This is a genomic window from Streptomyces sp. SAS_281, from assembly GCF_052542855.1.
The window spans coordinates 1-13,912 of record NZ_JBMNDO010000025.1; the positions used below are offsets into that span (position 1 = coordinate 1).

The window sequence follows — 13,912 nt, forward strand, 5'->3', positions numbered from 1 at the left end:
AGACCTCCGTGTGGTGTGTTCCTAGACAGCTCCACCACATCGGAGGTCTTCGCCATGTTCAAGACCTGCCGAGTGTCAACAACGCTCGTGATCAATACACCTAGTCAGCCGTCCTGAGGGCCGTCCGGCGCGACGCGACCACCGGTGCGGAGCTCGCCGATGATCCCGAAGGCCGCCGCGCAGATCGGGACGGCGAGCAGCATCCCGAGGATGCCCGCGACGCTCGCGCCCGCCGTCAGCGCGATGAGGATCATCGCGGGGTGCATCTGGACCGTACGGCTCTGGATCATCGGCTGAAGGATGTGGCCCTCCAGCACCTGGACGGCGAGGACCACGCCGAGCGCCCACAGCGCGATCGCGAACCCCCGGTCCGCGAGGGCCACCAGGACGGCGACCGCGCCGGAGATGAACGCGCCGAGGTACGGGATGTAGGCGCCGACCAGCACCAGTGCGCCGAGCCCCACCGCGCCCGGCACCCGCAGGATCAGCAGCCCGACCGTGATGCAGACGGCGTCGATCAGGGCGATGAGCGTCGTCCCGCGCATGAAGCCCTCGACGGCCTCGAAGGCCCGCCGGCCCATCGCCTCGACCATGTCGCCGGTGCCGCGCGGGGCGATGGTGTGGGCGAGGTTCGCCGCCCGGTCCGCGTCGCGCAGGAAGAAGAAGGTGAGCAGCAGGGCCAGCACGCTGGTCGCGACGAGGGAGCCGATGACGCTGATGCCGGTGAGGAGCCCGCCCGCCGCGCTCGCGCCGAACTTCTCGACCAGCTTGCGGCCACTGGCCTCGAGGTCGTTCACGTCGATGTCGTCCGCGACCTGGAAGTGATCGACCACCCACTGCCCGGCGTCCTTCAGCGACTGCACGATCTGGTCACCGGTCTCCACGAGCGCGGCGACGACGATGTAGCCCGCACCTCCGACCACGGCGAGCAGCACGGCACAGGTGACCGCGGCGGCCAGCGAACGGTTCACCCCGTGGGCGGTCATCCGCCGGTGGACGGGCCCGAGCAGCGCCGTACCGAGCAGGGCGAGCAGCACGGGGGTGACGGCGGTCTTGAGGATGATGCACAGCCAGACGGCGACGGCGGCGACACCGGTGACCAGCAGGACGACACCGCACCAGGCTGCGGTCCGCCGGGCGCCGTCGGGCAGGAGTGGCTTCGGGGTCTGCACCCTTCCAGCCGATCACGGCCCGGCAGCGGTGTCCCGCCCGCGCCGCCGTACGAGTGACGGAGCGTCACACGCCGGCGGCGGGGGCGGGAGCGCGGGTCACATGCCGTGGACGGCGGGCACGGTGCCGAGGCGGCCGGCCTGGAAGTCCTCGAAGGCCTGCTTCAGTTCGGCCTGGCTGTTCATCACGAACGGCCCGTAGTGCGCCATCGGCTCACGGATGGGACGGCCGCCGAGCAGGACGACCTCCAGGTCCGGGGTGTGCCCGTCCTGCTTCTCGTCGGCGCGCACCGTCAGCGAGGAGCCGGCGCCGAAGACGGCGGTCTGGCCCATGTGGACCGGCCGGCGCTCCGCACCGGCGGAGCCGCGCCCGGCGAGCACGTACGCGAGGCCGTTGAAATCCTCGCGCCAGGGCAGCGTCACCTCGGCGCCGGGGCGCACGGTGGCGTGGATCATCGTGATCGGGGTGTGGGTGATGCCGGGACCCTCGTGGCCGTCCAGCTCACCGGCGATCACGCGGAGCAGCGCGCCGCCGTCCGGCGAGGCGAGCAGCTGGACCTGGCCGCCGCGGATGTCCTGGTAGCGGGGGGCCATCATCTTGTCGGCCTTCGGCAGGTTCACCCAGAGCTGGAGGCCGTGGAAGAGGCCGCCGGACATGACCAGGGACTCCGGCGGCGCCTCGATGTGCAAGAGGCCGCTCCCTGCTGTCATCCACTGGGTGTCGCCGTTGCCGATGGTGCCGCCGCCGCCGTGGGAGTCCTGGTGGATGAAGCTGCCGTCGATCAGGTAGGTCACGGTCTCGAAGCCGCGGTGCGGGTGCCAGGGCGTGCCCTTCGGCTCGCCCGCCGCGTACTCCACCTCACCCATCTGGTCCATCATGATGAACGGGTCGAGGTACTTGTAGTTGATCCCCGCGAAGGCGCGGCGGACCGGGAAACCCTCGCCCTCGAAGCCGCTCGGCGCCGTGGTCACGGCGAGGACGGGGCGGGCCGCGGCGTCGCCGGAAGCGGCCACCTTGGGCAGGGTCAGCGGGTTCTCGACGGTCACTGCGGGCATGGGAGCCACCTCCGGGGGACTGTTCTGCCATCAATTTAGTTGAACAGTGAACATCCTGCAAGGCGCCCCTCATTCCCGAGCGCCCCCGGACAGCCGGAAGGGGCCCGTACCGGGAGCGGTACGGCCCCCTTCCGGAAGCCCTCGGCCGGTGGATCGGCCGCCTGCGCAGCAGTGGCGTCCGCCCTAGCCGTACATGCGGCGCATCGCGAAGTCGACCATCTGCTCGACGGCCTTCGCATCGAAGACCATCCGGTGCTCGCCCTCCATGTCCAGGACGAAGCCGTAGCCGGTGGGCAGCAGGTCGATCACCTCGGCGCCGGTGATCACGAAGTACTTGGAGTCCTTGCCCGCGTACAGCCGCAGCTCCTTGAGCGTGGTGAACATCGGGATCACGGGCTGCTGGGTGTTGTGCAGCGCGAGGAAGCCCGGGTTGTCGCCCCGCGGGCAGTAGACCTTCGAGGTCGCGAAGATCTGCTGGAAGTCCTCGGCGGCCAGCGAGCCGGTCGTGAAGGCCCGTACCGCGTCCCCCAGCGACGGCGGCGAGGGTTCGGGGTACAGCGGCTGCTCGCCGTAGCCGCCCCCCATCGGCTGCTGCGCGCCCTGGTTCTGGTCGTAGCCGTACATGGATCAAAGAGTAATCGGCCACATCCGGGGCTCGGGGGGTTGCGTCTTATTACTGACGGGTAGCATCATCGTAGAGGTCACCTGATATGTCCGGGCCACCCCTCCACGGGGCGCTGCGCGCCACTGCTATTGATTACGGAGCCTTCCCATGGGGCACTACAAGTCGAATCTCCGCGACATCGAGTTCAACCTCTTCGAGGTCCTCGGACGCGACAAGCTGTACGGCACCGGACCGTTCACGGAGATGGACGTCGACACGGCAAAGAGCATTCTCGAGGAGGTCGCCCGCCTCGCCGAGAACGAGCTCGCCGACTCCTACGCGGACGCCGACCGCAACCCGCCGGTCTTCGACCCGGAGACCAGCACGGCGCCGGTCCCCGACACGTTCAAGAAGTCGTACCAGGCGTTCATGGACTCCGAGTACTGGCGCCTGGGCCTGCCGGAGGAGATCGGCGGCACCACTTCGCCCCGCTCCCTGATCTGGGGTTACGCGGAGCTGCTGCTCGGCTCCAACCCGGCCGTCTGGATGTACTCCTCGGGCCCGGCGTTCGCCGGCATCCTCTTCGAGGAGGGCAACGAGGCGCAGAAGAAGATCGCCGAGATCGCCGTCGAGAAGCAGTGGGGCTCGACGATGGTGCTGACCGAGCCGGACGCCGGCTCCGACGTCGGCGCCGGCCGCACGAAGGCCGTCGAGCAGGAGGACGGCTCCTGGCACATCGAGGGCGTGAAGCGCTTCATCACCTCGGGCGAGCACGACATGTCGGAGAACATCCTCCACTACGTGCTGGCGCGTCCCGAGGGCGCGGGACCGGGCACGAAGGGCCTCTCCCTCTTCCTGGTCCCGAAGTACCACTTCGACTGGACCACCGGCGAGCTGGGCGAGCGCAACGGCGTGTACGCGACGAACGTCGAGCACAAGATGGGCCTCAAGGCGTCCAACACCTGCGAGATGACGTTCGGCGACCGCCACCCCGCCAAGGGCTGGCTCATCGGCGACAAGCACGACGGCATCCGCCAGATGTTCCGCATCATCGAGTTCGCCCGCATGATGGTCGGCACGAAGGCCATCGCCACCCTCTCCACGGGCTACCTGAACGCGCTGGAGTACGCCAAGGAGCGCGTCCAGGGCACCGACCTGTCGCAGTTCATGGACAAGGCCGCGCCGAAGGTCACCATCACGCACCACCCCGACGTGCGCCGCTCGCTGATGACGCAGAAGGCGTACGCGGAGGGCATGCGCGCCCTCGTCCTCTACACCGCCTCCGTCCAGGACGCGATCCAGGAGAAGGAGGCCGCGGGCGAGGACGCCAAGGCGCTGCACGGCCTCAACGACCTGCTCCTCCCGATCGTCAAGGGCTACGGCTCCGAGAAGTCGTACGAGCAGCTGGCGCAGTCGCTCCAGACGTTCGGCGGCTCCGGGTACCTCCAGGAGTACCCGATCGAGCAGTACATCCGCGACGCCAAGATCGACACCCTGTACGAGGGCACGACGGCCATCCAGGGCCAGGACTTCTTCTTCCGGAAGATCGTCCGCGACCAGGGCGCCTCGCTCAACGCGCTCTCCGAGGAGATCAAGAAGTTCCTCGCGGGCGCCCAGGACAACGAGGAGCTGTCCGGTGCGCTGGACAGCCTCGCGAAGGCCGCGGTGGACCTGGAGGCGATCGTCGGCACGATGATCACCGACCTCACCGCGACCGGCGAGGACGTCAAGAACATCTACAAGGTGGGCCTCAACACCACCCGCCTGCTGCTGGCCTCCGGCGATGTCGTCGTCGGCTACCTGCTGCTCAAGGGCGCGGCCGTGGCCGCCGAGAAGCTGCCGACGGCCTCCGCGAAGGACGTCCCCTTCTACCGGGGCAAGATCGCCGCCGCCAAGTTCTTCGCCGCGAACGTCCTCCCGGGCGTCGGCGCCGAGCGCGCGCTCGCCGAGTCCGTCGACAACTCCCTCATGGAGCTGGACGAGTCGGCCTTCTAGCAGCCGACCCGCACACCCACCGGCCGCCGCCCCCACGATCCGTTTCCGGGGGCGGCGGCCGCACGATGCCCGCGGTGGCCGGAGGGCGACGGGGAATCCTTTCGGCCACGTCTGGCTACAGTGAAGAACATGAGTTCCTCCCCCCGCTTCGACCGCGGGCACACCGACGATCTGATGGCCTTCCTGATGGCTTCCCCCTCCCCGTACCACGCCGTGGCGACCGCCGCCGCGCGACTGGAGAAGGCCGGATTCCGGCAGGTGGAGGAGACCGCGGCCTGGGACGGAACCACCGGCGGCAAGTACGTTCTGCGCGGTGGCGCGATCGTCGCCTGGTACGTGCCGGAGGACGCCGGGGCGCACACCCCGTTCCGGATCGTCGGCGCGCACACCGACTCACCGAACCTCCGGGTCAAGCCGCTTCCGGACACCGGGGCGTACGGCTGGCGCCAGGTCGCCGTGGAGATCTACGGCGGCACCCTGCTCAACACCTGGCTGGATCGCGACCTCGGTCTCGCCGGCCGGATCTCGCTCCGCGACGGCACGCACCGGCTCGTCTCCATCGACCGCCCGCTGCTGCGCGTACCGCAGCTCGCCGTGCACCTGGACCGGTCGGCCAACACCGACGGGCTCAAGCTGGACCGGCAGAAGCACATGCAGCCGATCTGGGGGCTCGGGGACGTCGAGGAGGGCGACCTCATCCGGTTCGTCGCCGAGGAGGCGGGCGTCGACGCCGAGGACATCACCGGCTGGGACCTGATGCCGCACCCCGTCGAGCCGCCGTCCTACCTGGGCCGCGACCGCGAGCTGGTGGCCGGTCCGCGCATGGACAACCTCCTCTCGGTGCACGCGGCCACCGCCGCGCTGGCCGCCGTCGCCGGTCAGCCCGACGCCGAGCTGCCGTACATCCCGGTGATGGCCGCCTTCGACCACGAGGAGAACGGCTCGCAGTCGGACACCGGCGCGGACGGGCCGCTGCTCGGCACGGTCCTGGAGCGCTCGGTCTTCGCCCGCGGCGGCGGTTACGAGGACCGCGCCCGCGCCTTCGCCGGCACGGTCTGCCTCTCCTCCGACACCGGCCACGCGATCCACCCGAACTACGCGGAGCGCCACGACCCCACGCACCACCCGGTCGTCAACGGCGGACCGATCCTCAAGGTCAACGTCAACATGCGGTACGCCACCGACGGCGGCGGCCGGTCCGTGTTCGCCGCGGCCTGCGAGAAGGCAGGCGTGCCGTGGCAGACGTTCGTCTCCAACAACGCGATGCCCTGCGGCACGACGATCGGCCCGATCACCGCCGCCCGGCACGGCATCAAGACCGTCGACATCGGCGTCGCCATCCTGTCCATGCACAGCGCCCGCGAACTGTGCGGCGCGGACGACCCGTACCTCCTCGCGAACGCGCTGGCCGCGTTCCTGGCCGGCTGACCGCCCGGGGCTTCCGGCGCCGGCGGGCGGCTCCCGGGCTTCCGCCGACGCATGCTCGTTTCCGGGCCGGGTACGCGCTCCGTACACGGCCCGGAGGTCCCGGGCCGCCTGGGAGGCGGAACTCATGGGACTCGGCGGATGCATTCTCCTCATCGGTGCGGGGGCGATCCTCGCCTTCGCGACCGACTGGCAGCTGGACACCGTCAATGTCGACCTGGTCGGCTGGATCATGATGATCGTCGGCGTCATCGGCGTCTTCGTCTACGCGAGCGTCATCCGGCGCCGCCGCATGGTCGTACCGCCCACCACGACGGTCGTCTCCGACGACGAACGGCACCTGTGACCGGGGGCGATCCGGCCACACCCCCGGAACACCGCGGCGGGATCCCCGATATTCTGGGCGCTTGTCCGTGACCCGGAACCGGGCGCGTCAGACCCGGAAGGGGAGCCGCTCGTGGAGTTCCGGCTGCTCGGCACCGTCTGCGTCGACACGCTGACCGGGCCGCTGCCCCTCGGCCCCGCCAAGCGCCGCAGCCTGCTCGCGGCCCTGCTGCTGAGCGCCAACACCCCCGTGTCCATGGCCCGGCTGACCGACTGTCTGTGGGACGAGGAGCCTCCGCTCCACGCCCGCACGGTCATCCAGGGCCATGTCTCCCGCCTGCGCGCCCTGCTGGTCGGCGCGGACGCACCCGCGTACGGGGTGGAACTGGCGACACTCGGCGACGCGTATGTGCTCCGGGCACCCGAAACCCTGCTGGACTCCCAGCGGTTCGAGGAACTGCTGATGCTGGCCCGGGAGCAGCGGGGCCCCGCCGACACGGTGCTGATGCTGAAGGAGGCCCTGTCGCTCTGGCAGGGGCCCGCCCTCACCGGCACCTACGCCAGCGCCCCGCTCCAGGCGGCCGCCCACGCGCTGGAGGAGTCCCGCCTCTCGACGGTCGAGCAGCTGGCCCGCGCCTACGGGGAGCTGGGCGAACACCACCGCGCCGCGGCGGCCCTCCGGGCGGAGGCCGTCGCCCACCCCATGCGCGAATCCCTGGCGGCGGCCCTGATGACCGCCCTCCACCGCTCGGGCCGCCAGTCCGAGGCGCTGGACTGCTTCCACCGCACCCGCCGCCTCCTCGCGGACGAACTGGGCATCGACCCGGGCCGCGAGCTGGCGGACGCGTACGCGCGCATCCTGCGCGGGGAGGGCGGCCCCGTCGCTCCTGGGCACACCGTGGGGGCCGAGGGCCCCGGTGCGGCGTCCCCCGGGCCGCGGGTTTCCACCGGGACCGGCGCCTCGCAGGCCGGTCGCCCGCCGCACGGCGGCACCGGCGACCTCGGCGCACCGCAGGCCGGTTCGCTGCTGCTCCACGGCGCGTCCGCCCGCGGCGGGCCCGGCGGGGCGCAGGCCGTCGTGCCGGCGCACGTGCCGCCCTCCCCGTACACCGCCGCGGGCGCACCCGCGCCCGTCGCCGATCTGCTGCCCCGCGCGCCGCGCGGGTTCCACGGGCGGGGGGCCGAGCTGACCGCGCTGTCGCGGGCGGCGGCCGGGGAGGCGCCCGTCTGCCTGGTCACCGGGCCGGCCGGGGTCGGCAAGACCGCGCTGGCGCTGCACTGGGCGCGCCGGTCCCCCGCCGCCTTCCCGGACGGGAGGCTCTTCGCGGATCTGCGCGGCTTCGGGGAGGCCGCCGAGCCGACCCCGCTCGAAGTGCTGAGGGAGTTCCTGCTCGCGCTCGGCGTCGCGCCCCGCCGGGTGCCGGAGTCCGTGGCCGGAGCGGCGGCGCTGTTCCGCTCGCTCACCGACCGGCTCAGCCTCCTCGTCGTGCTGGACGACGCCCGCGACTCCGCGCAGGTCAGGCCGCTGCTGCCGGGCGGGGCGGACTGCGTCACGCTCGTCACCAGCCGGCACCGGCTCGACGGGCTGATCGCCTCGGACGCCGCCGTGCCGGTCCCGGTGGACATACTCGAACCGCCGGACGGCACCGCGCTGCTGGCCGGGGTGCTCGGCGAGGAACGGGTCCTCGCGGAACCGGTGGCGGCCCGGCGGCTCGCCGATCTGTGCGGCGGGCTGCCCCTCGCGCTGCGGGTGACGGCCGCCCGGCTGGCGGGCCGCCCGCAGTGGACGCTGGCCGCCATGGCCGACGAACTCGCGGACGAGCGCAGCCGGCTGTCCTATCTGGACGTGGAGGACACCGGCGTGTCCGCCTCCCTGCGGCTCACCGTGCGACAGCTGCCGCCGGACGCCGTCCACCACCTCGGCCGGCTCGGCCACCACCCGGGCAGCCACTTCGACCCGTACACCGCGGCGGCGCTCGCCGGCAGCGACCCGGTCACCGCCGGGGCGGCGCTGGAACGGCTCGCCGCCGCCCACCTGGTCACGGAGGCGAGCCCCGGGCGCTGGATACTGCACGACCTGGTGCGGCTGTACGCACGGGGACTCGACCCGGCGGCGGCGCCGGACGCGCTCATCGGCGTGCTGGACCACTACATCGCCACCGCGCTCGCTGCCGCCGACACGGCCGAACCGGGCGGCGAGCCCTGCTTCGTGCTGCCCGACGGCTTCCACGCGCCCACCGCGACCCGGGACTTCACGGACCGGGCGGAGGCGATGAGCTGGCTGGCCGCCGAGCGCGAGGACCTGACCCTGGCGGCCGCCGCGGCCCGGGCCGCCGGGCTCGACGACCGCGCCTGGCGGATCATCCTGCTCCAGTGGCCGCACGTGGTGTGGCGGGTACGGGACGGCTGGGCCCCGGTGCTGGAACTGGCCCTGGCGGCGGCCGTCGCCCGCGAGGACCCGTACGCCGAGTCCCGGGTCCGCAATCTGCTCGGCTGGGTGCTGACGGAGGAGGGCAGGACCGGTGAGGCCGTCGCCATGCTCGAACCCTCGCCCGGTCTCGCCCGGCGGGCCGACGACCGGCTCGGCGAGGCGACCGCGCTCATCAACCTGGCCATCGTGCAGGCCGAGCAGGGCGGCCTGGACCTGGCGATGGAGGGCTGCGAACGAGCCCTCCGGCTGGCCCGGGCGGAGCCCGACGCGCACACGGAGATGCTCGCGCTCCAGCACCTGGCCCGGATGCAGCTGTCGGCGGGCCGCCCGCAGGACGCCCTGGACTCCGCCCGGACCGCCTTCGACCTGGGCCCCGAGCACGAGGAGGCGGCCCGCCGGGTGCTGCTGCTGTCCGTCAGCGGCGAGGCCCGCCTCGCCCTGGGCGCGGAGGAGGAGGGCGTCCGGCTCCTGGACGAGGCGGCCACGGAGGCGGAGAGCGCCGGCTACGACGAGGGCGCGCTCCGGGCCCTGGAGGCACTGCTCCGGGTGACGGCGAGCCCGGACCACGTGCGCCGTCACACCGAGGCGGCCCGCCGCCTGACGGCGGACGGCTGAGGCGCTACGCGTCCAGCCCCGCGAGCACCAGCGGCAGCCGGGCCGCTCCGCCCTCCGTGACGCGGAGGGGGACGCCCCAGTCCTGCTGGTGGACGTGGCAGGCCGGGTACTCGTTGGCGGGGTCGTCGTCGCAGGACGCGGCCATCGCGGAGACGTGCAGGACGCCCTCGGTGACGCCGTCCGCGAGGACGAGGTCCCGGAAGAGGTCGGTGCCCGCGCCCTCGCCCTCGGCCAGCAGCCCGGGCGGGGTCGAGGAGACCAGCAGCCGCGTCGAAGGACCGTACCGGGTGTCCAGCTTCTGCCCGGCCGGCGCCTGGAAGACGACGTCGAGCCGGAGCGCACCGGGGGCGACCTCGGTGGCGGCCCGCTGGGTGCGGTGCGCCTGCTCGGCGACGCGTACCGCCTCCTCGGGCAGCCGCAGCCGGGTCAGCCGGTGCCGGGCGGACTCCACGACGACGAGGTCGCCGTCCACCAGCACGGCGTCGCTGGGCTCCCGCAGGTCCGTGGCCAGGGTGGTGACCTCGCCGCTCGCCGGGTCGTACCGGCGCAGGGCGTGGTTGTACGTGTCGCAGACGGCGACGGACCCGTCGGGCAGGGCGGTGACGCCGAGGGGGTGCTGGAGCAGGGCCTGGCCGGCGGCGCCGTCCCGGTGGCCGAAGTCGAAGAGGCCGGTGCCGACGGCGGTGTGCACGGCGCCCTCGCGGTCGACCCAGCGCAGTGCGGACGTCTCCGAGTCGGCGACCCACAGCCGCTCCTCGGTCGCCGCGAGCCCGGACGGCTGGGCGAACCACGCCTCCGCGCCGGGTCCGTCGACCAGGCCCTCGTTGGTGGTCCCGGCGGCGACGCGCACGGTGCCGTCCTCGGGGTCGTACGTCCACAGCTGGTGCACCCCGGCCATGGCGATCCAGAGCCGGCCGCCGAACCAGGCGACGTCCCACGGCGAGGAGAGGTCCACCTCGCGGGCCGGGCCGCTGGTGGGCGCCCCCTGCCACCACTGGCGGCCGGTGCCGGCGAGGGTGGTCGTGGTCCCGGTCGTGAGGTCGAGGGCGCGGATGGCGTGGTTGACGGTGTCGGCGACCGCGATCCGCCCGTCGGGCAGCGGGGCGAGCCCCTGCGGCTCGCTGAACCGGACCTCGTCCGGCCCGCCGTCCGCGAAGCCGCGGTCGCCCGTCCCGAAGTGCCGGCGCACGGTCTCCCCGTCCGGGTCCAGCTCGACCAGCCGGTGCCGGGTGGTGTCGGAGACCAGGAAGCCGCCGTCCGCGAGCAGCAGGGCCTTGCCCGGGAACCGCAGATGCGTGGCCACCGGCTCCGGCGCCACGTACGGCCCGTCCCCGCGCCGCAGGGTGCCCTTCGCCGCGTGCTCCGCCTCCAGCTCCTCGACCAGCTTCTCGATGGCGTGGGCGTGGCCCTCGCCGGCGTGCTGGGCGACGACATAGCCCTCGGGGTCGATGACGACGAGCGTGGGCCAGGCGCGTACGGCGTACTGCTTCCAGGTGGCCAGCTCGGGGTCGTCGAGGACCGGGTGGTGGACCTCGTACCGCTCGACCGCGTCCACGACGGCCTGGTGCTCCGCCTCGTGCACGAACTTCGGCGAGTGCACACCGATGATCACGACGGTGTCGCGGTGCTTCTCCTCCAGCTCGCGCAGCTCATCGAGAACGTGCAGGCAGTTCACACAGCAGAAGGTCCAGAAGTCGAGGATGACGATGCGTCCTCGCAGGTCAGCGAGGGTGTACTGCCGGTTGCCTGTATTGAGCCAGCCGCCCTTGCCGATGAGTTCGGGGGCCCTGACGCGCGCACGTGTTGCCATGAGACCAGTCAACAGCACCGTGGCGTTCCCGCATTCCGCAGGTGGCTCGGGGAACCTGTGAGCCATGAGACTTCTCGTGCGCGAGCGCATTTTCGGCATCGGTGACGACTACTGGATCGAGGACGCGGACGGCCGCAAGGTCTTCCTGGTCGACGGCAAGGCCATGCGGGTGCGCGACACCTTCGAGCTGAAGGACGCGCAGGGCCGCATCCTCGTGGAGATCCGCCAGAAGCTCCTGAGCCTGCGCGACACGATGCTGATCGAGCGGGACGGCGAACAGCTCGCGAAGGTCAAGAAGAAGCACCTGTCGCTGCTGCGGAACCACTACCGCGTGACCCTCGCGGACGGCACGGAACTCGACGTCAGCGGGAAGATCCTGGACCGCGAGTTCGCCATCGACTACGACGGCGAACTGCTGGCCCAGATCTCCCGCCGCTGGCTGTCCCTCCGGGACACGTACGGCATCGACATCGTGCGGGACGACGCCGACGCGTCGCTGCTGATCGCGGTGGCGGTGTGCGTGATCGTGCTCGCGGAGAAGGAGCACGAGGACTGACCGCTCGCCCCACGCGCGAAGGGCCCTGTTTCACGTGAAACCGTGAACAGGGCCCTTCGCGCGTCAGACCGTGGGCGCGCCCAGGCCGAGTCGCCGGTCCTTCAGCGCCGGGAACTGCTCCCGGGTCGCGGCGACCTTGGCCGGGTCGAACTCGACGGCCAGCACCTCCTCGTCCGCGCCCGCTTCCGCGAGCACCTCGCCCCAGGGGTCCACGACGAGGGAGTGGCCGGCCTGCTGGACGCCCGCGTGGGTGCCGGCGGAGCCGACGGCGAGGACGTACGACTGGTTCTCGACGGCGCGGGCCTGCGCGAGCAGGGTCCAGTGGGCGCGGCGGCGCTCCGGCCAGCCGGCCGCAACGACCAGGGTTTCGGCACCCGCGTCGACCAGGCCCCGGAAGAGCTCCGGGAAGCGGAGGTCGTAGCAGGTGGCCAGGCCGAGCGTGGTCTCCGGGAGGGGAACGGTGACCAGGTCCTCGCCGGCGCCCATCATGACCGCCTCGCCCTGGTCGAAGCCGAAGCGGTGGATCTTGCGGTAGGCGGCGGCCCGCTCACCCTCGGGGGAGAAGACGAGCGTGGTGTTGTAGAGGGTGCCGTCCTCGGCCCGTTCCACGAAGGAGCCGGCGTGCAGCCAGACCCCGGCCTCGGCGGCGGCCTTGGCCATCACCTCGTGCGTCGGGCCCGTCAGCGGCTCGGCCTCGTCCTCGAAGGCCGTGTAGGCGAAGGCTCCGACCGGCCACAGTTCGGGGAGGACCACCAGGTCCGCGCCCCGCTGAGACGCCACCAGGGAGGCGGCGCGTTCCCTGCGGGAATCGACGGGTTCGTCCGGGTCTACTGCGATCTGGATGAGGGAGGCGCGCACACTACCACCGTCCTGGCATTCGAGCCGTCAACACCGGCCTACGATCGTCACACGAAAGCACTGCCGGGGTGCCTGCTCGCAGCGTAACTTAGCCACCGAACCTCATCGCCGCCCGCAGCCCGCAGCCCGACCGTCCGCGCCCAGTTGCCCATGCACCGCAGAACCGCACGAGGGGTCCCGTGACCGTCCATCCCAGCCTCCAGACCTACGCCGACGCCTGGACCCACTCCATCGAGTCGATAGCCGAGCTGGTGAGCCCGCTCGCCGAGGGGGAGTGGAACGGCCGCACACCCTGCCCCAACTGGTCCGTGCGCGACATCGTGTCGCACATCATCGGGATGGAGTGCGAACAGCTCGGCGACCCGCGCCCGATCCACACCCTGCCGCGCGACCTGTTCCACGTGCAGAGCGAGTTCGCCCGCTACATGGAGATGCAGGTCGACGTCCGGCGCCACCACACCGCGCCGGAGATGACCTCCGAGCTGGAGTACACGGTCATCCGCCGTTCCCGGCAGCTGCGGAACGAGACGCGGGACCCGGAGACCATGGTGCGGGCGCCGCTGGGCGCCGAGCAGACCCTGGAGACGGCGCTGCGGATGCGCGCGTTCGACGTCTGGGTGCACGAGCAGGACCTGCGGACGGCCCTGGGCAGGCCCGGCAACCTGGACTCCCCCGGCGCGCTCGTCGCCCGCGACATCCTGCTGCTGGGGCTGCCGAAGGTGGTGGCCAAGAGCGCGGGCGCACCGGCCAACTCGGCCGTGGTGCTGGACGTGCACGGGCCGCTGGAGTTCATGCGCACCGTACGGGTCGACGCCGAGGGGCGCGGTTCGCTGGACGTCGCCCCGTCGCTCGGGCCCGCCGCGACGCTGTCCATGGACTGGGAGACGTACGTACGGCTGGCCTGCGGCCGGGTGCGGCCCGCCGCCGTCGCGGACCGGGTCAAGGCCGAGGGCGACCAGGAGCTGGCCGACGCCATCCTCCAGCACTTCGCCGTCACCCCGTAACGCCACAAGAGCCCCGGCACACAGCGGCGCCCGCCCCCGCGAGGGGGGACGGGCGCGCCGCCGTT

11 protein-coding genes are annotated in these 13,912 nt (G+C 72.3%); 6 read left to right on the plus strand and 5 right to left on the minus strand.

The window, feature by feature from the left end:
* Positions 1–104: 104 nt before the first annotated feature.
* The 3 genes from ACN6LM_RS12055 to ACN6LM_RS12065 form a co-directional block, all read right to left on the minus strand.
* The gene (locus ACN6LM_RS12055; RefSeq protein ID WP_445065323.1) at positions 105–1,172 is read right to left on the minus strand and encodes an AI-2E family transporter; all 1,068 of its coding nucleotides are present in this window, start codon (positions 1,170–1,172) and stop codon (positions 105–107) included.
* Positions 1,173–1,268: 96 nt separating this feature from the next.
* The gene (locus ACN6LM_RS12060; protein WP_164402146.1) at positions 1,269–2,225 is read right to left on the minus strand and encodes a pirin family protein; all 957 of its coding nucleotides are present in this window, start codon (positions 2,223–2,225) and stop codon (positions 1,269–1,271) included.
* Positions 2,226–2,408: 183 nt separating this feature from the next.
* Positions 2,409–2,849: an SseB family protein gene (locus ACN6LM_RS12065; RefSeq protein WP_164402147.1), complete on the minus strand. Its 441-nt coding sequence runs from the start codon at positions 2,847–2,849 to the stop codon at positions 2,409–2,411.
* 148 nt (positions 2,850–2,997) lie between these two features.
* Between ACN6LM_RS12065 and ACN6LM_RS12070 the strand changes: the two genes are divergently transcribed.
* The 4 genes from ACN6LM_RS12070 to ACN6LM_RS12085 all read left to right on the plus strand — a co-directional run bounded on the left by ACN6LM_RS12070 (position 2,998) and on the right by ACN6LM_RS12085 (position 9,619).
* Complete coding sequence (locus tag ACN6LM_RS12070; RefSeq protein ID WP_445065324.1) at positions 2,998–4,824, plus strand: acyl-CoA dehydrogenase; 1,827 nt, start codon at positions 2,998–3,000, stop codon at positions 4,822–4,824.
* A 129-nt stretch (positions 4,825–4,953) separates the two neighbouring features.
* Complete coding sequence (locus ACN6LM_RS12075) at positions 4,954–6,252, plus strand: M18 family aminopeptidase (protein WP_445065325.1); 1,299 nt, start codon at positions 4,954–4,956, stop codon at positions 6,250–6,252.
* A gap of 124 nt (positions 6,253–6,376) precedes the next feature.
* Positions 6,377–6,595, plus strand: coding sequence for a DUF6458 family protein (locus tag ACN6LM_RS12080; protein WP_164402150.1), 219 nt, complete (start codon positions 6,377–6,379; stop codon positions 6,593–6,595).
* 111 nt (positions 6,596–6,706) lie between these two features.
* Complete coding sequence (locus tag ACN6LM_RS12085) at positions 6,707–9,619, plus strand: BTAD domain-containing putative transcriptional regulator (protein ID WP_445065326.1); 2,913 nt, start codon at positions 6,707–6,709, stop codon at positions 9,617–9,619.
* Between the two features lie 4 nt (positions 9,620–9,623).
* Here ACN6LM_RS12085 and ACN6LM_RS12090 read toward each other — a convergent pair whose 3' ends face one another.
* Positions 9,624–11,429 (minus strand): NHL domain-containing thioredoxin family protein, encoded by a 1,806-nt coding sequence (locus tag ACN6LM_RS12090; protein WP_445065327.1) that lies wholly within the window; start codon positions 11,427–11,429, stop codon positions 9,624–9,626.
* A gap of 64 nt (positions 11,430–11,493) precedes the next feature.
* Between ACN6LM_RS12090 and ACN6LM_RS12095 the strand changes: the two genes are divergently transcribed.
* Positions 11,494–11,985 carry an LURP-one-related/scramblase family protein gene (locus ACN6LM_RS12095; RefSeq protein WP_445065328.1) on the plus strand — a complete coding sequence of 164 codons (492 nt, stop codon included), beginning with the start codon at positions 11,494–11,496 and terminating at the stop codon, positions 11,983–11,985.
* Between the two features lie 63 nt (positions 11,986–12,048).
* On the opposite strand, the gene ACN6LM_RS12100 is transcribed toward ACN6LM_RS12095, so the two are convergent.
* Positions 12,049–12,843 carry a carbon-nitrogen family hydrolase gene (locus ACN6LM_RS12100; RefSeq protein ID WP_445065329.1) on the minus strand — a complete coding sequence of 265 codons (795 nt, stop codon included), beginning with the start codon at positions 12,841–12,843 and terminating at the stop codon, positions 12,049–12,051.
* A 179-nt stretch (positions 12,844–13,022) separates the two neighbouring features.
* Here ACN6LM_RS12100 and ACN6LM_RS12105 point away from each other — a divergent pair, with 179 nt between their 5' ends.
* Entirely contained in the window at positions 13,023–13,847 is an 825-nt protein-coding gene (locus tag ACN6LM_RS12105; RefSeq protein ID WP_445065330.1) for a maleylpyruvate isomerase family mycothiol-dependent enzyme, read from the plus strand.
* Positions 13,848–13,912 lie beyond the last annotated feature (65 nt).